Annotated in this window: 16 protein-coding genes and 5 tRNA genes; 8 read left to right on the top strand and 13 right to left on the bottom strand. The window is 73.3% G+C overall.

Annotated features, from left to right (window positions below; genetic code table 11):
- Nucleotides 1-55 precede the first annotated feature (55 nt).
- Nucleotides 56-868, bottom strand: coding sequence for an aminotransferase class IV (locus tag ACGF5U_RS26540; RefSeq protein WP_392718419.1), 813 nt, complete (start codon nucleotides 866-868; stop codon nucleotides 56-58).
- Entirely contained in the window at nucleotides 865-1,914 is a 1,050-nt protein-coding gene (locus ACGF5U_RS26535) for a chorismate-binding protein (protein ID WP_392718421.1), read from the bottom strand. Before ACGF5U_RS26535 ends, ACGF5U_RS26540 begins: the two co-directional genes overlap by 4 nt.
- Before the next feature lie 179 nt (nucleotides 1,915-2,093).
- On the opposite strand from ACGF5U_RS26535, the gene ACGF5U_RS26530 reads away from it, so the two are divergent.
- The 5 genes from ACGF5U_RS26530 (at nucleotide 2,094) to ACGF5U_RS26510 (ending at nucleotide 2,559) form a co-directional block, all read left to right on the top strand.
- Nucleotides 2,094-2,166, top strand: a tRNA-Gly gene (locus ACGF5U_RS26530).
- 36 nt (nucleotides 2,167-2,202) lie between these two features.
- Nucleotides 2,203-2,276 (top strand) — tRNA-Cys (locus tag ACGF5U_RS26525).
- Between the two features lies 1 nt (nucleotide 2,277).
- Nucleotides 2,278-2,349, top strand: a tRNA-Val gene (locus ACGF5U_RS26520).
- Nucleotides 2,350-2,369: 20 nt separating this feature from the next.
- Nucleotides 2,370-2,441: transfer RNA gene (locus ACGF5U_RS26515), tRNA-Val, on the top strand.
- Nucleotides 2,442-2,487: 46 nt separating this feature from the next.
- Nucleotides 2,488-2,559: transfer RNA gene (locus tag ACGF5U_RS26510), tRNA-Val, on the top strand.
- Nucleotides 2,560-2,778: 219 nt separating this feature from the next.
- Here the strand turns inward: ACGF5U_RS26510 and ACGF5U_RS26505 are convergent.
- The gene (locus ACGF5U_RS26505) at nucleotides 2,779-2,985 is read right to left on the bottom strand and encodes a hypothetical protein (protein WP_392718423.1); all 207 of its coding nucleotides are present in this window, start codon (nucleotides 2,983-2,985) and stop codon (nucleotides 2,779-2,781) included.
- A gap of 629 nt (nucleotides 2,986-3,614) precedes the next feature.
- Between ACGF5U_RS26505 and ACGF5U_RS26500 the strand changes: the two genes are divergently transcribed.
- Nucleotides 3,615-4,862 (top strand): serine/threonine-protein kinase, encoded by a 1,248-nt coding sequence (locus ACGF5U_RS26500; protein ID WP_392718425.1) that lies wholly within the window; start codon nucleotides 3,615-3,617, stop codon nucleotides 4,860-4,862.
- Between the two features lie 82 nt (nucleotides 4,863-4,944).
- Here the strand turns inward: ACGF5U_RS26500 and ACGF5U_RS26495 are convergent, their stop codons facing one another.
- The 8 genes from ACGF5U_RS26495 to ACGF5U_RS26460 form a co-directional block, all read right to left on the bottom strand.
- Complete coding sequence (locus tag ACGF5U_RS26495; RefSeq protein ID WP_392718427.1) at nucleotides 4,945-5,763, bottom strand: TrmH family RNA methyltransferase; 819 nt, start codon at nucleotides 5,761-5,763, stop codon at nucleotides 4,945-4,947.
- A gap of 64 nt (nucleotides 5,764-5,827) precedes the next feature.
- On the bottom strand, nucleotides 5,828-7,075 hold the full coding sequence (gene cobA / locus ACGF5U_RS26490) for a uroporphyrinogen-III C-methyltransferase (protein WP_392718429.1): 1,248 nt from the start codon (nucleotides 7,073-7,075) through the stop codon (nucleotides 5,828-5,830).
- Nucleotides 7,076-7,356: 281 nt separating this feature from the next.
- On the bottom strand, nucleotides 7,357-10,947 hold the full coding sequence (gene cobT / locus ACGF5U_RS26485) for a nicotinate-nucleotide--dimethylbenzimidazole phosphoribosyltransferase (protein WP_392718431.1): 3,591 nt from the start codon (nucleotides 10,945-10,947) through the stop codon (nucleotides 7,357-7,359).
- 328 nt (nucleotides 10,948-11,275) lie between these two features.
- Nucleotides 11,276-12,493: a precorrin-6y C5,15-methyltransferase (decarboxylating) subunit CbiE gene (gene cbiE, locus ACGF5U_RS26480; RefSeq protein ID WP_392718433.1), complete on the bottom strand. Its 1,218-nt coding sequence runs from the start codon at nucleotides 12,491-12,493 to the stop codon at nucleotides 11,276-11,278.
- Nucleotides 12,494-12,594: 101 nt separating this feature from the next.
- Nucleotides 12,595-13,242: a GNAT family N-acetyltransferase gene (locus ACGF5U_RS26475; protein WP_392718435.1), complete on the bottom strand. Its 648-nt coding sequence runs from the start codon at nucleotides 13,240-13,242 to the stop codon at nucleotides 12,595-12,597.
- 243 nt (nucleotides 13,243-13,485) lie between these two features.
- Nucleotides 13,486-14,343 (bottom strand): MetQ/NlpA family ABC transporter substrate-binding protein, encoded by an 858-nt coding sequence (locus ACGF5U_RS26470; protein WP_392718437.1) that lies wholly within the window; start codon nucleotides 14,341-14,343, stop codon nucleotides 13,486-13,488.
- 82 nt (nucleotides 14,344-14,425) lie between these two features.
- Nucleotides 14,426-15,097: a methionine ABC transporter permease gene (locus tag ACGF5U_RS26465; RefSeq protein ID WP_392718439.1), complete on the bottom strand. Its 672-nt coding sequence runs from the start codon at nucleotides 15,095-15,097 to the stop codon at nucleotides 14,426-14,428.
- The gene (locus tag ACGF5U_RS26460) at nucleotides 15,094-16,152 is read right to left on the bottom strand and encodes a methionine ABC transporter ATP-binding protein (protein ID WP_392718441.1); all 1,059 of its coding nucleotides are present in this window, start codon (nucleotides 16,150-16,152) and stop codon (nucleotides 15,094-15,096) included. The genes ACGF5U_RS26465 and ACGF5U_RS26460 overlap by 4 nt, the downstream gene beginning before the upstream one ends.
- Nucleotides 16,153-16,745: 593 nt before the next feature.
- Here ACGF5U_RS26460 and ACGF5U_RS26455 point away from each other — a divergent pair.
- Entirely contained in the window at nucleotides 16,746-17,108 is a 363-nt protein-coding gene (locus ACGF5U_RS26455) for a hypothetical protein (RefSeq protein ID WP_392718443.1), read from the top strand.
- A gap of 160 nt (nucleotides 17,109-17,268) precedes the next feature.
- Nucleotides 17,269-17,622 carry a hypothetical protein gene (locus ACGF5U_RS26450; protein WP_392718449.1) on the top strand — a complete coding sequence of 118 codons (354 nt, stop codon included), beginning with the start codon at nucleotides 17,269-17,271 and terminating at the stop codon, nucleotides 17,620-17,622.
- Between the two features lie 22 nt (nucleotides 17,623-17,644).
- Here ACGF5U_RS26450 and ACGF5U_RS26445 read toward each other — a convergent pair whose 3' ends face one another.
- Entirely contained in the window at nucleotides 17,645-18,124 is a 480-nt protein-coding gene (locus ACGF5U_RS26445; RefSeq protein WP_392718445.1) for a GNAT family N-acetyltransferase, read from the bottom strand.
- A 39-nt stretch (nucleotides 18,125-18,163) separates the two neighbouring features.
- Complete coding sequence (locus ACGF5U_RS26440; protein WP_392718447.1) at nucleotides 18,164-18,724, bottom strand: sigma-70 family RNA polymerase sigma factor; 561 nt, start codon at nucleotides 18,722-18,724, stop codon at nucleotides 18,164-18,166.
- Nucleotides 18,725-18,992 lie beyond the last annotated feature (268 nt).

Here is an 18,992-nt window from a genome sequence, read left to right as displayed (position 1 = left end):
CTTCGGCCCTGCGGGCCCTTCGGCCGTTCGCCGCGGCGGCCGCTCGTCCCGGGTGTCACATCTGTGCCGCTCGCTCCGTGAAGACGCGCATGGCCTTCGTGGTCACGGGGCCGGGCGCTCCGGGCAGCTCGCGGCCGTCGACCCGGTGGACGGCCTGGACGTCGCGGAGTGTGGAGGTCAGGAAGATCTCGTCGGCGTGTTCCAGGACGTCCATCGGCAGGTCGGTCTCCTCGGCGCCCGTCCACTCGACGGTCAGCGCGCGGGTGATGCCCGCCAGGCAGCCGGAGGCGAGGGGAGGGGTGTGGATCCGGCCGTCCAGGACGACGAAGACGTTGGAGCCCGTGCCCTCGCAGAGCTGTCCGACGGTGTTGGCGAACAGCGCCTCGGACGCGCCGTTGCCGTGCGCCCGGGCGAGGGCGACGACGTTCTCCGCGTACGAGGTGGTCTTGAGCCCGGTCAGCGCGCCGCGCTCGTTGCGGGTCCAGGGGACGGTGATCACGGCGGTGGTGTCGGGGCGGTGGGCGCTCTCGCCGATGGCGACCACGAGTGTGGGTCCGGCGTCGCCCCGGTCCGAGCCGAGGGGGGACAGGCCGGCGGTGTACGTGATGCGGAGCCGGCCGAGCCGCATGGGGTTGGCGTCCACCACGGCGGCGCAGGCGCGGCGCACCTCGTCCAGGTCGGGGTCGGGGAGCCCGAGGCCGCGCGCGGAGCGGGTGAGCCGGTCGAGGTGGAGGTCCAGGGCGAAGAGCCGGCCGTCGCTCGATTTGACGGTCTCGAAGATCCCGTCGCCCACGGTCAGGCCGTGGTCCAGTACGGAGACCCGTGCGGTGTCCGCTTCGTGCAGCCCGCCGTCGACCCACAGCTTCATGTCCGGATGGTCCTTCCGCTCGCCTCGTGCGTGCCCGACGCTACCGCGAGCAGCCGGGATGCCTTGAGTTCGGTCTCCGCCCATTCGCGTTCGGGGTCGGACCCCCAGGTGATGCCGGCGCCGGTGCCGAAGCGGAGCATTCCTTCGGCCCGGTCGAGCCAGAAGGTGCGTATGCCCACCGCGAGCTCTCCGGTGCGGCGGTCGGCGTCGACCCAGCCGATACCGCCGCAGTACGGGCCCCGGGGGGCGGTCTCCAGCGTCTGGATGATCTTCAGGGCGCTGGACTTGGGGGCGCCGGTGACCGAGCCGGGCGGGAAGGTGGCGTCGAGCAGCGCGGACCAGCCGGCGCCGGGCCGGAGCTCGCCCCGCACGGTGGAGACGAGGTGCACGAGGCCGGGGTGGGGTTCGACGGCGCAGAGTGCCGGGACGGTCACGGATCCGGTGGCGCAGACCTGTCCGAGGTCGTTGCGGACGAGGTCCACGATCATCACGTTCTCGGCGTGGTCCTTCTCCAGCAGGTCGTCGGCGGTCCTGCCGGTGCCCTTGATGGGTCCCGACTCGACGGTGCCGCCCTGGCGCCGCAGGTAGAGCTCGGGCGAGGCGGTGGCGATCTCGACGCCGTGGGCGGGCAGCCGAATCGTTCCGGCAAAGGGTGCGGGGTTTCCCCGGGCGAGGAGGGCGGTCAGGGCGTCCACGTCCGCGCGCGGGTCGCGGAGCGGCGCCGACAGCACCCGGCACAGGTTCGCCTGGTAGACGTCGCCGGCCGCGATGTGCTCGCGGATGCGGCGTACGCCCGCGATGTACGCCTCGCGGTCGAGCGACGACGTCCAGTCGTCGGGCGCGGGCCCGCGCCACCGGCCGGGGACGGGAGCGGGTACCGGGTCGGGGCGTACGTCTCCGAAGCGGGCGCAGGTCAGACGGCCTTCGAAGTCCGCGCAGACGGCCCAGAAGCCGGCGGAGTCCAGGGCCTCGGGGTCACTGGTGACATCCCGCAGGTCGGTTGCGACGAGGCCGCCGAAGCGGGCCAGAGGAGCGAGGTCGTGCACGGATGCGAGTGTAGGGCGGGAGGCCGGTCGAGTGACGTGCGCCGAGGTCAGCGGGGTCGTCGGCGCGGGCTCGGGCGGGCAGTGGCGCAGCACGCTGGGGAAACGCGTTTTTGTACTGGCCCGGGAATCCGCTAGAGTTCAACACGTCGCCGGGACGCGCAAGCGAAACGAAACGACAGGCGGACGTGGCTCAGTTGGTAGAGCATCACCTTGCCAAGGTGAGGGTCGCGAGTTCGAATCTCGTCGTCCGCTCGAAGTGGGGGATCCTTCCCGAACCCCTGCACTCCAGGTGGAGTGGCCGAGAGGCGAGGCAACGGCCTGCAAAGCCGTCTACACGGGTTCAAATCCCGTCTCCACCTCCAAGGACGATTAGCTCAGCGGGAGAGCGCTTCCCTGACACGGAAGAGGTCACTGGTTCAATCCCAGTATCGTCCACTGGATCCGCGAGGATCTGCGCGCGATTAGCTCAGCGGGAGAGCGCTTCCCTGACACGGAAGAGGTCACTGGTTCAATCCCAGTATCGCGCACGCAGTACACACGCAGTAACCGCGCCGGTACTCCGGTGCGTCGCCCGCGCGATTAGCTCAGCGGGAGAGCGCTTCCCTGACACGGAAGAGGTCACTGGTTCAATCCCAGTATCGCGCACAGATCACACCCCCGGTCGCCTCGTGCGGCCGGGGGTTTCTCTCGTCCCGGCCCTGGGTGGTGCGGTCAGCGCGGTGGGGAGGACGGGCCGCAAAGAGCGGTGGCCGGTCGGCTCCCCAGCTGACCGGCCACCACTGCCGTCCGCCGCACCCCCGTCCCCACGGGGTTGTTGGCCGGATGTCCCCGACCCGGGCCGCTCTCCCGGGTCCGGAGCGCCGCTCAGCGCCCCAGCATCACGCCCACGGACGACGCCTGTGTCACCACCGCCTCCCAGCCGCCGAAGGCGACGACCAGGAGCGTGGCGAGAGGAAGGACCATGGCCGTGGCCACCAGCGGGTGGCGCCGGCCCGACGGACGACCGCCGAACGAGTCGAAAGCCTTCCGTCCCCGCGTGCGGATCATCGTCCGCGTTGCCGTGTCCGCCATGGCCCTCTCCTGTCGTGTCTGGCAAGCGGCGGGTGTCCGACCTCGGGGGACGAGTGCTGCACCCGCCGCTTGACCTCAACACTAGGGAGACGAACGTGCCGGGGCGTCATGCCCGCGTACCGATTGCCGGGCCTCCCGGAGTATGAGGCGACCGCGGATCGCGTACTCCCGTGGTTGGACACGGGGGCTCCGCTCTGAGGGTGTTCCCGGAGGGGATCACCCCGTCGCCCCGGCCCGCCGCCCCGCCCGGCCCTCTGAGGGGCGCCCCGCCCCGGGGTCCGGGTGACTTCGATCACGTACGCCGCTCCGGCTCCGTACCGGCCCGGCCCACGGCCGTCCGGGGCCCGTCCAACGCACGCGCCACCGCCCCTCGGGCCCCGCGTCCCGTCCGTCGCGGCGCCCGCGTCAAGTGCCGTCCGCCATGGGCGCCTTGGCGGCGGGGCGGCGCCGGTCGGCGTACGGGCGGGGGCGCCTGACCACCCTTCACATCAGGGCGCCAGCACTGACAATCGATGCCGACGAGAGGGCGCGGCCTATGAGCGCACCAGGGCGCGGGTACGTAAGCTGGGCCACGTCATTAGGACCGCGACAGCGGGGTGGGGCCTCCCCACCGTAGGTAGGGGACGGACATGGCGATGATGCGGCTCCGGCGCGAGGATCCGCGTGTCGTCGGGTCGTTCAGGCTGCACCGGCGGCTGGGCGCAGGCGGCATGGGGGTCGTGTACCTCGGCTCCGACCGGCGCGGACAGCGGGTCGCCCTGAAGGTGATCCGGCCGGACCTCGCCGAGGACCAGGAGTTCCGTTCCCGGTTCGCCCGTGAGGTGTCGGCCGCGCGGCGCATCCGAGGCGGGTGCACGGCACGGCTGGTCGCGGCCGACCTGGAGGCGGAGCGCCCCTGGTTCGCGACGCAGTACGTGCCCGGTCCTTCGCTGCACGACAAGATCGCCGAGGAGGGCCCGCTGCCGGCGGCCGACGTCGCGGCGATCGGCGCGGCGCTGTCCGAGGGTCTGGTGGCCGTTCACGAGGCCGGTGTCGTGCACCGGGACCTGAAGCCGTCGAACATCCTGCTCTCGCCCAAGGGCCCGCGCATCATCGACTTCGGCATCGCCTGGGCGACCGGCGCGTCCACGCTCACCCATGTGGGTACGGCCGTGGGCTCGCCCGGCTTCCTCGCGCCCGAGCAGGTGCGCGGCGCGGCGGTCACGCCCGCGACGGACGTCTTCGCGCTGGGCGCCACCCTGGCGTACGCGGCGATGGCCGACTCGCCGTTCGGGCAGGGCAGTTCCGAGGTGATGCTGTACCGGGTGGTGCACGAGGAGCCGCAGCTGCGGGGGGTGCCGGACGCGCTGGCCCCGCTGGTGCGGGCCTGTCTGGCCAAGGACCCGGAGGAACGTCCCAGCACGCTGCAACTGTCCATGCGGCTCAAGGAGATCGCCGCCCGTGAGGCGCAGGGGCTCTCCGACAGCCGGCCGGCCGGGCCGCGCGCGGAACGCGGTGGCGGTGTCCATGAGCGTGGCGGACACGAGAGGGCCGGGCACGAGCGGCACACCGGGCCGCTGACCGAGCGGTACACGGAACGGACGACCCAGCAGGGGCGGTCCCAGCGGACGCCCGCGCCCCGACCGGCCGCGCCGCGCGCCTCGTCGCCGCGCACCGGCGGCTCCGGGCCGCACCGCAAGCCCCCGCGCACGGGCGGGCGTACCGGACCCGGCACGGGGTCCGGTCCCGCGTCCGCGTCCAGGCCCGGGGTCCGCACCGGGTCCGGTGCGCTCCGGCCCGCCAATCCGCGCCTGCTGCGGCAGCGGATCGTCGTCTTCGTGGTGGTGACGCTCGTGGTCCTGCTGGGCATCGCCGCCGCACAGGCCCTGCAGGGGTAGGAGGCGGCCGGCGGATGTCCCCGGGCCCGTGACGCCCCCCACGGGGTCGCGCGGTGCCGGGTGGCCCTGTCGGGCCGGTGCGTCAGCTCGCCGGGCGTCCCGTGGCGACCGCGTAGAACGCGACCGCGGCCGCGGCGCCCACGTTGAGCGAGTCCACGCCGTGCGCCATCGGGATCCGCACCCACTCGTCGGCCGCCCGCAGGGCCTGCGCCGACAGGCCCTCGCCCTCGGCGCCCAGCATCAGCGCCACCCGCTCCAGCCGGTGCGGGGCCGCCTCGTCGATCGACGTGGCCTTCTCGTCGGGCGTCAGCGCCAGCAGCGTGAAGCCCGCCTCGCGCACCGCCTCCAGGCCCTTGGGCCAGGTGTCCAGCCGCGCGTACGGGACCGAGAACACGGCGCCCATCGACACCTTCACCGAGCGCCGGTAGAGCGGGTCGGCGCAGTCCGGTGACAGCAGCACCGCGTCCATGCCGAGTGCGGCGGCGCTGCGGAATATGGCTCCGATGTTGGTGTGGTCGTTCACCGACTCCATGACGACCACCCGGCGGGCCGTGCGCAGCAGGTCGGCGGCGCGCGGCAGCGGTTTGCGCTGCATCGAGGCGAGCGCGCCCCGGTGCACGTGGTAGCCGGTCACCCGCTCGGCGAGGTCCGGGTTCACCGCGTACACCGGAGCGGGCACCTCGTCGATGACGTCCCGCATCACGTCGACCCACTTGGCGGAGAGCAGCATCGACCGCATCTCGTATCCGGCCTGCTTCGCGCGGCGGATCACCTTCTCGCCCTCGGCGATGAACAGGCCCTCCGCCGGCTCGCGCCGGCGCCTCAGCTCGACGTCGGTCAGGCCCGTGTAGTCGCGCAGGCGCGGGTCGTCGGGGTCGTCGACGGTGATGAGTTCTGCCACGGGGGTGATACTGCCTTGTCGGTGGTGCGGTGCCAACGGCCTGAACGAACGGGGTTACTTCCGGTTACACCGGTGATCGCCCGGCGGTCTTCGCGGTCGGGCCCTCGGTGACGACATCGCCGATGACGATGACCGCGGGCGGCCGTATGTCCTCCGCCGTGACGCGCTCGGCGACCGTCGCGAGGGTCGCGTCCACCCGCCGCTGGGACGACGTCGTCCCCTCCTGCACCACCGCCAGCGGCGTGTCCGCGGGCTTGCCGTGGGCCACGAGGGCTGCGGCGATCGCACCGATCTTGTCGACGCCCATGAGGATCACCAGCGTGCCGCGGAGTTTCGCCAGCGACGCCCAGTCCACCAGCGACCGCGGGTCGTCCGGCGCGACATGGCCGCTGACCACCGTGAACTCGTGGGCCACGCCCCGGTGTGTGACGGGGATGCCGGCCGCGCCCGGCACGGAGATCGAGCTGGAGATGCCGGGGACCACCGTGCACGGGATGCCGGCCTCGGCGAGCGCCTGCGCCTCCTCCATGCCCCGGCCGAACACGAACGGGTCACCGCCCTTGAGGCGGACCACGGACCTGCCCCGCTTGGCGTGCTCGATCAGCGCGTTGTTGATCGCCTCCTGGGCCATGAAACGGCCGTACGGGATCTTCGCCGCGTCGATGACCTCCACGTGCGGCGGCAGTTCGTCCAGCAGGTCGCGCGGGCCGAGGCGGTCGGCGATGACCACGTCCGCCTCCGCCAGCAGCCGACGGCCGCGCACGGTGATCAGGTCCGGGTCCCCCGGGCCGCCGCCGACGAGGGCGACGAAGGGGGCGCGGGCGCGATGCCTGGGCGCCGCCAGCGAGCCGTTGCGCAGGCCCTCCACGATCGCGTCCCGCACGGCCGCCGAACGGCGCGGGTCATGGCCGGTGAGCACCGCGACCGTCACGCCCTCGCTGCGACCGGTGGCGGGGGTCCACGCCGTGGCCGCCTCGGCGTCGTCCGACCGTACGCACCATGTCTTCGTCCGCTCCGCCTCCGCCGATGCCCGCTCGTTCGCCTCCCTGTCGGCCGTGGCGATCAGCGCGTACCAGGCGTCGGCGATGTCGCCCTCCTCGTACCGGCGGCGGACCCAGCGGATCTCCCCCGCCTCGGCCATCGCTTCGACGGACGGCGTCGCGGACGGTGAGACGAGGGTGATGTCGGCGCCCGCGGCGATCAGCGCGGGCAGGCGCCGCTGGGCCACCTGTCCGCCGCCGATCACGACGACACGGCGCCCGGAGAGGCGAAGTCCGACGGGGTAGGCGGGCTGCTCGGCGTACTCGACCATGGCGGTGTGGTCTCCTCGGCGGGTGGTGCGGTGTGCGGGGCCACTGCGGCGGTGAAGCGGCTGGTGAGGCGGGGGGTGGGGCGTTGACGACCACCATACGGCGCCCACGGGCCGCCGCTCAGTGCTCGCGCGCGTTGCCATCGTCACTGCGGGCGGGACGGGGAGGTGGTGGGTGGGCGCCCGGCGGTGGGGCGAGAGGGTGCCTGGCGTGGGGTGGTGGGGCGGTGGAGATGGGCGGCGGCGCCCCCACACCGCATCTGGCGGTGCGGGGGCGCCGTACGTCACTTCTCCGTGACGCCCGCCGAGTCGAACGTCGCCACCTCGTGCATCGCCCGCGCCGCGCTCTGCACCAGCGGCAGGGCCAGCAGCGCGCCGGTCCCCTCGCCGAGACGGAGGTCGAGGTCCACGAGCGGGCGCAGTCCCAGCTTGTTGAGGGCCGCGACATGGCCGGGCTCGGCGCTGCGGTGTCCGGCGACGCAGGCCGCGAGGGCCTCCGGTGCGACGGCCCGGGCCACGAGCGCGGCGGCTCCCGCGCTGACGCCGTCGAGGATCACCGGTGTGCGCAGGGAAGCGCCGCCGAGGATGAAGCCGACCATCGCCGCGTGCTCCAGACCGCCGATCGCCGCCAGGACACCGATCGGGTCCGCCGGGTCGGGCTGGTGCAGTTCCAGTGCGCGGCGCACGACGTCGACCTTGCGGGCGTGCATCTCGTCGTTGATGCCCGTGCCGCGACCGGTCACCTCGGCGGGGTCGACGCCCGTGTACACCGAGATCAGCGCGGCCGAAGCGGTGGTGTTGGCGATGCCCATCTCACCGGTGAGCAGCGCCTTGTTGCCCGCCGACACCAGGTCCCTGGCCGTCTCGATACCGACCTCGACGGCCGAGTGGACCTCCTCACGGGTGAGGGCCGGTCCGGTGGTGAAGTCGGACGTTCCGGGACGCACCTTGCGCGGCAGCAGGCCCGGGGTGGCGGGCAGGTCGCCGGCGACGCCCACGTCGATGACGCAGACCTCCGCGCCGACCTGGTTGGCGAACGCGTTGCACACCGCGCCGCCGCCGAGGAAGTTGGCCACCATCTGGGCCGTCACCTCCTGCGGCCAGGCGGTGACGCCCTGGGCGTGGACCCCGTGGTCGCCCGCGAAGATCGCCACGGCTGCCGGTTCCGGGATGGGCGGGGGGCACATCCGGGAGAGCCCGCTGAGCTGCGCGGAGATGATCTCCAGCATGCCGAGCGCACCGGCCGGCTTGGTCATGCGCTTCTGCCGCTCCCACGCCTCGCCGAGCGCCTTGGCGTCCAGCGGGCGGATGTTGGCGACGGTCTCCTGGAGCAGGTCGTGCGGATCCTCGCCGGGCAGGGCACGGCGGCCGTACGTCTCCTCGTGGACGACCCAGGCGAGCGGGCGGCGCTTCGACCAGCCCGCCTGCATCAGCTCGGGCTCCTCCGGAAATTCGTCGACGTAGCCGACACAGAGGTACGCGACCACTTCGAGGTGCTCGGGCAGGCCCAGGGCACGGACCATCTCGCGCTCGTCGAAGAAGCTGACCCAGCCGACGCCGAGGCCCTCGGCGCGGGCGGCGAGCCACAGGTTCTCGACCGCGAGCGCGGAGGAGTACGGCGCCATCTGGGGCTGGGTGTGACGGCCCAGGGTGTGGCGGCCGCCCCGGGTGGGGTCGGCGGTGACGACGATGTTCACGGGCGTGTCGAGGATGGCCTCGATCTTCAGTTCCTTGAACTGCTTCGCCCGGCCCTTGGGCAGCGACTTGGCGTACGCCTCGCGCTGGCGCTGGGCGAGCTCGTGCATCGTGCGGCGGGTCTCGGCCGACCGGATGACCACGAAGTCCCAGGGCTGCGAGTGGCCGACGCTGGGTGCCGTGTGGGCGGCTTCGAGGACGCGCAGGAGCACCTCGTGCGGGATGGGGTCGCCGCGGAAGCCGTTGCGGATGTCGCGGCGCTCGCGCATGACCCGCAGGACCGCTTCACGCTCGGCGTCGGCGTAGCCGGGGGCCGGGGCCGACGGCGCCCCCGCGTCCGTCTCCACCGGGGCCTCGGCCGAGGCGTCGGCGGGGCCGGCCGAGTCGGTGGCGGCGTCCTCGGCGGGGGCGGGGGCGGCGGCGTCCTCGCCGGACGCGGGGGCCGTCGCCTCGCCGGACGCGGGGGCCGTCGCCTCGGCGGGTGCTTCGGTCGTCGCCTCGGCGGGTGCTTGAGGCGTCGCCTCGGCGGGTGCTTCGGTGATGGGGTCCTCCGTCGCCTGCGCGGCCTGCGTCTGCGCCTCAGGCGCCGGCTCGACGATCTCCGGGGTCTCGATCACCTGAGCCGTCTCGGCCTCCTGGGCCTGCTCCTCCGGCTCGGGCGCCGAGCGGGCGGCTTCCGGCGCGGCCGGGTCGACCGGCTGGGCCGGGTCCGCAGCGCCGTCACGGGGAGCCGGGACCGTCACGGCCGCCTCGGGGGCCGGGACCGCTTCCGGTACGGGGGCCGTTTCCGGTACAGGGGCCACTTCCGGTACGGGGGCCGTCTCCGGGGCCTGGTCCGCTACGGGCTCGGGCTCGGCGACCGGCTCGGCGGCGGGCTCGTTCTGTGCCACGGGCGCGGCCTCCGGCGCGGGGGCCGGTTCCGGCACGGGGGCGGCCTCGGGCTCCGGCGCGGGTTCCGGGGCCACCGGGGCCACCGGGGCCATGGCCTCCGGTGAGGGCTCCGGGGCGGCGGCGACCGGCTCGGGCTCGGCGGCGACCGGGGCTTCGGGCCCCGCCGTTCCGGCCTGTTCGGGTGCCGTCGGCTCGGGTGCCGTCGGCTCGGCGGCGGTCTGCTCCGGTGCCACGGGCACGGCGACCGGCGTGGGCGCGAGGTGCGGGGTCGTCGGGACGGAGCCCTCAACCGGCACGAAGTGCGCGGCGGGCGCGGGCGCCTGCGCCTGCGCCTGCGCCGGAGCGGGAGCCGTCGGCGCGGGGATCGCGGTAGGCGGAACGACCGTTTCTGCTGAGGCCGGTGGCTGGCCCTGATGATCCTGGGGCTGGTGTGCCTCGTGTGACTGCTGCATGAGCTGCTGCATAGGCTGCTCCATGGGCTGCGAGTACGCCGGGGGCTGCGCCGACCACGGCTGCGCTCCCTGCGGCGGGATCTCGGCGAGCTGCGGACCCGGCAGTACGGGCGCGGGCTCCTCACGCGGGGCGTCCAGGTACTCGGGCCCGGCCTGCGCCGGGGCCGGCTGCCGCACGGGGGCGGGCGCGGGCGCGCCGGCGGGGCCGCGGTCGGCGAGCGAGCGCACCACGCCGCCGGTCGCGTCGGGCATCGGCGGGCCCATGTGCAGCGGGCGCCGGGACGAGGGCGGGGTCTGGGCGGTCTGCGCGGGAGGCGGGATCCGTACGGCCCCGAGGTCGACGGAGCCGGAGTCACGGCCACCGGCCTCGTGGGCGCCCGTCTCGTGCACACCGGCTTCGTAGGCGGGCGCGAACTGCTCGGGCGCGAACTGCTCGGGCGCGGGCTGCTCCTGCGCGACCGGTTCGTAACCGGGCTGCGGCTGCTCGGCGACCGGCGCGGGCGCCGCCACCGGCACTCCCTGGGCGGGCACCACCGGCTGCGCGGCCTGCCCGGCCACGGCTGCGGGCTCCGGCGCGGGGACCTGCGCGGCCGGTGCTGTCGGAGCGGCGGGAGCGGCCGCGGGTGCCGGAGGGGCGGGGCTCACCGGGACGGCACCCGTGTGCGGCTCGGTCCAGGCACCCTGGGTGCCCGGCATCAGCAGCAGGTCGTCGTCCTCGGCGGTGTTCTCGGAGGGGTCCAGGAAGGCGTACGCACCCGGAGCGGGCATGCCCGGCTGCTCCACCATGCCTGCGGCCTCCGGCTGTCCCTCGCCCGGGACCTGGCCGGTGTCAGTCATGCGTACCCCTCGCCCATCGGTTGTGCTCCTTCAGACCTTCGCCCGCCATGAAGAACGAGCGTGCGCGCCGCGCGGCACGAACGGCACGCGGACACCCAGCATTCTCGCGGCGTTCGGCGTCCCTGGCAGCGAGATCCGCCACGGTCGGCTGTGGACTGCGCCACGTCGCGCAACCCCCCGGTAGCGCCGTACCACAGCGAACCCTCAGGAGAGGGCCGTTTCCGGATGTCGGCCGGGGCACCTCCCTGCGGTGACCGGGGAGGCTCGCGGAACGCCGGACTGCGGTACAACGGTCGGTCAGCCTACCCGGCCCTGCGTAGCGGCAGGATCACGGGGCGGTGGTGAACCGGCGTCCGGCCAGCAGGAAGACGACCGACCGGTCGCGTTCCGACCAGGCTCCCGGGTCCAGGTCGACCGACTGGAGGAGTGCGCATTCGACCTCGTAGCCGCCGTCGCCGAGGGCCGCGCCGATCGCCTCGGCCTCGTCCCGGGTGGCGGCGTGCGCGACGATGCGTTCGGGGCGGCGGTCCGCGCAGGCGGCGGCGACGGCCGCTCCCCCGCCCCCGATCCGTACGACATCGGGTTCCGGCAGCCGCTCCAGCGCGTAGGGCGCCCGTCCGGGAACCGCCTGGAGCTGTACGCCCGCCTGCCGGGCGGTGGCCTCGGTGCGGGCGCAGGCGCCCGGGTCGGCGTCCACGGCGATCACGGCCGCCCCGAACCGGGCGGCCTCCACGGCGAACAGGCCGGAGCCGCAGCCGATGTCCCAGACGAGGTCGCCGACGCGCGGCCCGAGCCGGGCGAGCTGGGCGGCGCGCAGTCCGGCGGCCTCCCCGGGGGTGGGCGGCGGGTCCTGGTCGACGCCGTACGCGTCGGGGGCGAGTCCCCAGCCGCGTACGGGGCCGGGCTCCGGGCCCATGAGCCAGCCGCCGCCCTGGACGGTGGCGGTTCCGCCGATGACGATGACGACGTTGGGGTCGCGCCAGGCGTGGTCGGCGGCCTTGTCGGACGTGAGGACCGTGACCTGTTCGCGTGCGGTGCCCAGGGCCTCGCAGATGACGAAGGTGCGGTGCACGCCGTCGAGCAGCAGGGCCAGTTCGGCCGGGCCCGCGCCCGGCGAGGTGAGCACGGCGACCTTGGGGTGCGCCCGGCAGACGTTGACGGCGCGGCGCAGCGTACGGCCGTGGGCGACGACGATCCTGGCGTCGTCCCAGGGCATTCCGGCGCGGGCGAAGGCGGCGGCGACGGAGGAGACGGCGGGGACGACCTCGACCTCCAGACCGTGCTGGGGTGCGCGCAGGGTGCGGACGACTCCGAAGAAGCCGGGATCGCCGTCGGCGAGGACGACCGCGGTGCCGCGGTGGCCGGCGATGCGGCGGGCGGCGAGGTCGACGCTGCCGAGGCGGATGCGTTCGGCGTCGGCGGGGACTTCGGGCAGCGCCAGGTGGTGGGCGGCCCCGGCCACCAGGGTGGCCGCCGACAGGGCGGACGTCGCGGCCGCGGTCAGGGGTGAGCCGTCCCAGCCGATCACCGTGACCCGGTCGGCCATCTTCGTCTCTCTCCTGAGTATCGGTGCAGGTCGGGGCAGGGCCGAGCGTACTCGCATCCCGGGGTCGGCGCGCTGGTGACGCCGCGCGGCGGGGGCGGTGGTCAGTGCCAGTCGGTGTAGGAGGAGTATCCGGCGTCGGCGAGCTGGTCGCGGGAGCCTTCGAGGTCCTCGGGGAGCAGGCTCCAGACGATCAGGTCGGTTCTGATGTCGGTCCAGCCGCCGTCCTCCGTCTGGGTCCGCGCTATCCAGGCGTTGCGCAGGACGCCTTCGCTGATGCAGCCGATCTTCTGGGCGACCTGCTGCGAGGCGGTGTTGCCGGCGGCGGTCCGCAGTTCGAGCCGTTCGAACCGCTGGTCGTGGAAGAGCCATTGGGCGACGGCGAGGAGGGATTCGGTGGCGTAGCCCTCTCCGCGAGCCCAGGGGGCGGTGACGTACGCGGCCTCGGTGGCGCGGGTGCGCCAGTTGGTGTTGCGGAGGTGCACGGTGCCGACGAGGCGCTGGGTGAGGAACTCGGTGACGGCGAGGGCGACGCCTCGGCCCGTGGCGCGTTCCGCAGGAGCGATCCTGCGGACCCATTCCTCGGAGTCGGCGGTGGTGTACGGGTGGGGGGCGGTGGCCCAGGCGACGATCAGCTCGTCGTTCATCATCTCGGTGTGCGCCGGGATGTCGGCCTCTTCGTAGGGGCGCAGCACCAACCGTTCCGTGCTGATGGAGATATCCGGAAAGGTGGAAGTCATGTGCCGCTCCATGCCGAAGTCCGAGGCCGAAGTCCGAAGTCCGAAGGCCGAATTCCGAGGCCGAAGTCCGAGGACTGTGGCTAAGGCCGTGAACGCACAGCATGCAGCATCGACCCGGCGGTGCGCATGGCCGGGTCGTCCCGTGCGCGGGGTCCTCCGGCACGGTGGCGGCCCCGCGCACCGGGCGGGTGCGCGGGGCCTGTTGGGCGCGTGCGTCGCCTCGCGGGGGCGTGGGCTACCGCGCGGGGGCGTGGGTCACTTCGTCGCGCCGGACGCGGCGACGACCGAGCCGTTGTAGGTGTCGTCGATGTACTTCTTCACCTCGGGCGAGCGCAGCAGCTCGGCGAGCTTCCGCACCCGGGCGTCGTTCTCGTCGCCCTTCTTGACGGCGAGGAAGTTGGCGTACGGGTTGCCTTCGGCCTTCTCCAGCGCCAGGGCGTCGTCGGCCGGGGTGAGCTTGGCCTCGATGGCGTAGTTGCCGTTGATGACGGCGGCGTCGACGTCGTTCAGGGCGCGGGGCACGGTGGCGGCCTCCAGCTCCTTGAACTCCAGGCCCTTCTTGTCCGCGATGTCGGACAGCGTGGCTTCGGCGCCGACGCCCGCCTTGAGGGTGATCAGACCGTTGTCGGCGAGGAGCTTGAGCGCGCGGCCCTCGTTGGTGGTGTCGTTGGGCACGGCGACGGTCTGTCCGGCCTTGAGGTCGGTCAGGGACTTCAGCTTCTTGGAGTAGAGGCCGAGGGGCTCCAGGTGCACATCGGCGACCGGGACGATGGTGGTGCCGTTCTTCTTGTTGAAGTCGTCCAGGTACGGCTTGTGCTGGAAGTAGTTGGCGTCGACCTGGCCCTGCTGCGTGGCGGTGTTCGGCAGGACGTAGTCCGTGAACTCCTTCACCTCCAGCTTCAGACCGGCCTTGTCGGCGAGGTTGTCCTTGACGAAGGTCAGGATGTCGGCGTGCGGCGTGGGGGACGCGGCGACGACGAGGGGCTTCGACGCGTCGGTGCCGGAGCCGCCCTTGGCGGAGGCCGGGTCGGACGCGGTGCCGCAGGCGGTGAGGCCGAGGGTGGCGGCGGTGATGGCGGCGAACGCCGTGGTGATCTTGATGTTCTTACGCACGAAAAGTGCCTCTTTCTGGTGGTGCGGGTGACGCCCGGACAAGGAGTGCGGGCTTCTTCGACGCGGGCGGTGCCGCGCCAGGTCAGGAGGTGGTGCGGCCTCGGCGGGCGAGGAGCCGGACGATGCCGTCACCGACGAGCTGGACGACCGTGACGACGGCGATCAGGATCACGACCGTGACCAGCATGAAGGTGGTGTCGAAGCGCTGGTAGCCGTAGGTGATGGCCTTGGAGCCGAGCCCTTCGCCGCCGACCGCGCCGGCCATCGCCGAGTAGCCGATGAGGACGATCACGGTGGTGGTGACGGCGGAGACGAGCGAGGGCAGGGCCTGCGGCAGCAGCACCTTGCGGACGATGGTCGGGATGGACCCGCCCATCGACTGGACCGCCTCGACCAGTCCGTGGTCGACCTCGCGGATCGCGGTCTCGACCAGGCGGGCGAAGAACGGGATGGCGCCGACGGCGAGCGGGACGATCATCGCGGTGGGGCCGATGAACGTGCCGACGACGAGCGTCGTGAACGGGATGAGCGCGATGAGGAGGATGATGAACGGCAGTGAGCGGCCGATGTTGACGATCGCGCCGACGACCTTGTTGACCACCGCGTTCCGCAGCAGGCCGCCCTTGTCGGTGAGGACGAGGAGGATGCCGAGCGGCAGTCCGCCGAGTACGGAGACGACGGTGGCCCACAGGACCATGTAGAGGGTGTCGATGGTGCCCTGGCTGAGCAGGGGCTGCATCTCGGACCAGGTCACTTGGCACCTTCCTCGGCCAGGGCGGCGGTCACGATCCCGGTGGCCGCGGCGCGCGGCTCCACGACGTCGACCTGGAGGCCCTGTTCGCGCAGGAAGCCGACGGGGACGACGTTCTCCTCGTAGCGGCCGGGGAGTTCGATGCGCATCCGGCCGATCTGCCGGCCGCCGACGGTGTCCATGGCGGCGCCGAGGATCGAGATGTCGATGTTGTACGTACGGGAGAGCTGCGAGATCACCGGCTGGGTGGCGGCCTCGCCGTGGAAGGTGACGTCGATGACGGTGCTGTCCGGGCCGGTGGCGTGGCCGCCGACCGGGAAGAGTTCGCCGGCCAGTTCGGAGCCGGGCGTGGCGAGGAGTTCGGCGACGGTGCCGGACTCCACGACGCGGCCCTTCTTCATGAGGGCGGCGGAGTCGCAGATGGTCTTCACGACGTCCATCTCGTGGGTGATGAGGAGGACGGTCAGGCCGAGCTGCCGGTTGAGGTCCCGCAGGAGCTGCAGGATGGAGCGGGTGGTCTCCGGGTCCAGGGCGCTGGTGGCCTCGTCGGAGAGCAGCACCTTGGGGTTGCCCGCGAGGGCGCGGGCGATGCCGACACGCTGCTTCTGGCCGCCGGAGAGCTGGCCCGGGTAGGCCCCGGCCTTGTCGGCGAGGCCGACGAGGTCGAGGAGTTCGCGTGCGCGGCGGGCGCGCTGGGCGCCGGAGACGCCGAGGATCTCCAGGGGCAGTTCGATGTTGGCCTGGACGGTGCGCGAGGACAGCAGGTTGAAGTGCTGGAAGACCATGCCGATGCTGCTGCGCGCCCGGCGCAGGTCCTTGCCCGCCCGGCGGCCGCGTCCGGCGAGGGCGGTGAGGTCGGTGCCGTCGACCGTCACGGTGCCGGACGTGGGGCGCTCCAGGAGGTTGACGCAGCGGATGAGCGAGGACTTGCCCGCGCCGCTCTGTCCGATGACGCCGAAGACCTCGCCTTCGCGGACGTGCAGGTCGACGCCGTCCAGGGCGGTGACCTGGCGGCCGCGCGACTCGTAGACCTTGGTCAGGCCCGAGGTGGTGATCACAGGGGTTTCCGTCACTGTCGAGTGCGCGGCGCGGTGTCCGCCGGGCACGGGGCGTTCGTCGTTCCGACGCGCGGCACGGCTGTTCGGCGGGTGGCCGGGAGGAGGCGCGTGCGCGGGGCAGGGCTCGGTCCGACACGTCCGACGCCAGGTGCGTCACGACGGGGCCGACTCTGCCGTCGGGGGTCTCGCTTCGGGGCGCGAGGCTCGTTCAGGGGCCCTCAGAAGGCGCACATTCGACACATACAACGAGCACCGGGCGTCTTCATCGCCTCGGTCGCAAGGGTGCGGCTGCTCGTCGTGGTCATGGTGGCCAGTAAAGCAGACGGCCTCGCACGCCGATCGCGGCTGTCCGTATATCGGACATCGGTGTCGCGCCATATGGACGGTCAGGGGGTGCGGGAAAGCTCCCGACGACACCGGCGTCCGGCGGCTGACCTGCGTGGACAACCTCGGTGACGGAGTCGGGGCCGGTGCGGTGGGCGGCACGCGAAGGGCACTTCTGTGGTCAAGACCACTGCCGTCGCGGGCAGGGCGTCCGCCGGCGCGCGGGGGCGCCCGCACGGGTCCGTTTGGCCCGTAATAGTCTCGGGCCCATGCTTGACGCCCTGACGGTCGCGGTCTCCGCGGCCGCGCTCGCCCTCGCCGCCTGGTGCGGCTTCGCCGCGTACCGCGACCAGCCGACCAAGGACTGGCACTTCATCGGTATGGCGGTGGTGTCGGCACTGGCACTGGTGCAGCTGGTGGTCGGGATCGTGCAGCTCGTAGGCGGCGAGAAGGCCGAGGAGGGTACGACGATCTTCGTCGCGTATCTGCTGGGCGCGTTCTTCGCCGTCCCGGCGGCGGGTTTCCTGTCGCTGGTGGAGCGCAGCCGGTGGGGGTCGGCGACGGTCGCGGCCGGCGCGGTGGTGCTGGCGGTGCTCGAGGTGCGGCTGTACGACATCTGGTGGAAGGGCTGAGATGACCGGGACCGTCGCCGGACAGGAACCGGGCAACCGGAAGCCGGGAGAGCCGGAGCCGGGGAACCGGAGGCCGGAGGACCGAAAGCTGGAGGGCCGGGGGCCGGGCAGCCGGCTCGTCAAGGGGCCCGGCATCCTGCTGGTGTGGCTGTACGGGGTGATGTCGGTCGGCGCGGTCTCGCGGTCGGCGTACCAGATCGCCACCGAGTTCGACCGGGCGCCGCTCGCCTACACGCTGTCGGCGGCGGCGGCCGTCGTCTATGTCTTCATCACCTACACACTGGTGCGCGGCGGTGAGACCGCCCGCAGGGCGGCGCTGGTGTGCTGCGCCGCCGAGCTGGTGGGCGTGCTGACCGTGGGGACGTGGACGGTGCTGGACCCGTCGGCGTTCCCCGACACCACGGTCTGGTCGGAGTTCGGCTACGGCTATGTCTTCATCCCGGTCCTGCTGCCGGTGACCGGGATCCTGTGGCTGCGCCGCTCGCGCCGGGCGGCCGGGGAAGCGGCCGGCTGAGACCGGCCCCGGGACCGGCCGGTCAGGCGGCCTTCTCCAGGGTGACCACCGTGAGGCGCGGACCGACCTCCTGCTGGGCGACCGCCTCGTAGCCCTTCTCGCGGTACAGCCGCAGGTTGCCCTCGCTGCGGTGGCCGGTGAAGAGCTGGAACCGCTTGGCCGCGGCCGCCTCGCCCGCGAAGTGGGCCTCGATGGCGTCGAGGAGACGCCCGCCCAGGCCGTGCCTGCGCATCCGGGGGTGCACGATGAGCTTGGCGATTCTCGCCGTACCGGTGGCGTCGACCTCTCCGCGTACGGAGGCGACGACCTCACCGCCGAGCCGGGCGACGAGCCCGTGGCCCCGGCCGAGTTCGGCCTTGAGGTCGTCCAGGGACTGGGTGAGGGGCTCGATCGTCCAGTCGCCGTACAGCTCCGCCTCACTCTGATAGCAGAGGTACTGCAGTTTGAGGATGTGCTCGGCATCCTGCGCGCTTGCCGCTGAGATGGTCACGCTCATGCCCATGTGTGCATGCCTCCGGCTCACCTGATACGCCCTGTCGGTCTACCGCACCTTTCCCCGATGTTCAGGAGCGGCAACCTCTGCCATGAGCATTCTGCGCAGGCATCCCAGGCAGCGGGAACGCATTGGCCCCAAACTTCCTTGTGAGATACCCAACTTCCCTGCGATTTCGCGGTACGTGGGGTCGTTGGACGACAGCATCGCAGTCAGCAACCGGCGGCATCGCGCGGGTGACCGGCGTACGGCCGCGCGCAGCGCACGGCGTCGTTCGGCGACCAGGGCGGCGGGTTCGGGCGCGGCGTCGGTCGCGGGCTCGTCGGGCGTGGGCTCGTCGTGGTACGGGCGTTCCCGTACGGCGGTACGGCGGGCCCTGCGCGCCTCGGCGCGGACGGCGCGGCGCAGCCAGTCGGCGGGGGCGTCGGGTACGCCCGGCCCGTCAAGGCGCTCCAGGAGACGGAGCCAGACGGCCTGTTGCAGGTCGCGGGACTCGATGCCCGCAGCGGCGGCCTCCGCGTCGGACTCGGCGGCCAGCAGGGGTCCGAGGGCGCCCACCAGTTCGGGCACGGGGACGGGTGCGGCGGCGGGTTGTTCACGGGACGTCATGCCGGGCATGACACGCCGCGCGGCGGGGACGGTTGCCGCACGGCGCGCGGTTCGCCCGACCGGGGGTGCGCGGGTGCCGGCGGCTGACGCGCGGGGGCGACGGGACGCGGCGACCGGGCGGGGCTACGGACAGGGCGACGAGGCGGCGGGACGCGCCGGGGGGGGGGGGGGGGGGGGGGGGCGGGGGGCGGGGCGGGGGGGGCCCGCGGGGGGGGGGGGCGCCGGGGGGGGGGGGGGGGGGCGCGGGGGGGGGGGGGGGGGGCGGTCG

The sequence above is a fragment of the Streptomyces sp. NPDC047886 genome (genome assembly GCF_043204435.1).
Classification (GTDB): domain Bacteria; phylum Actinomycetota; class Actinomycetes; order Streptomycetales; family Streptomycetaceae; genus Streptomyces.
The sequence above is the reverse complement of the archived record's forward strand: the minus strand, read 5'-3'. Positions and strand labels throughout refer to the sequence as shown.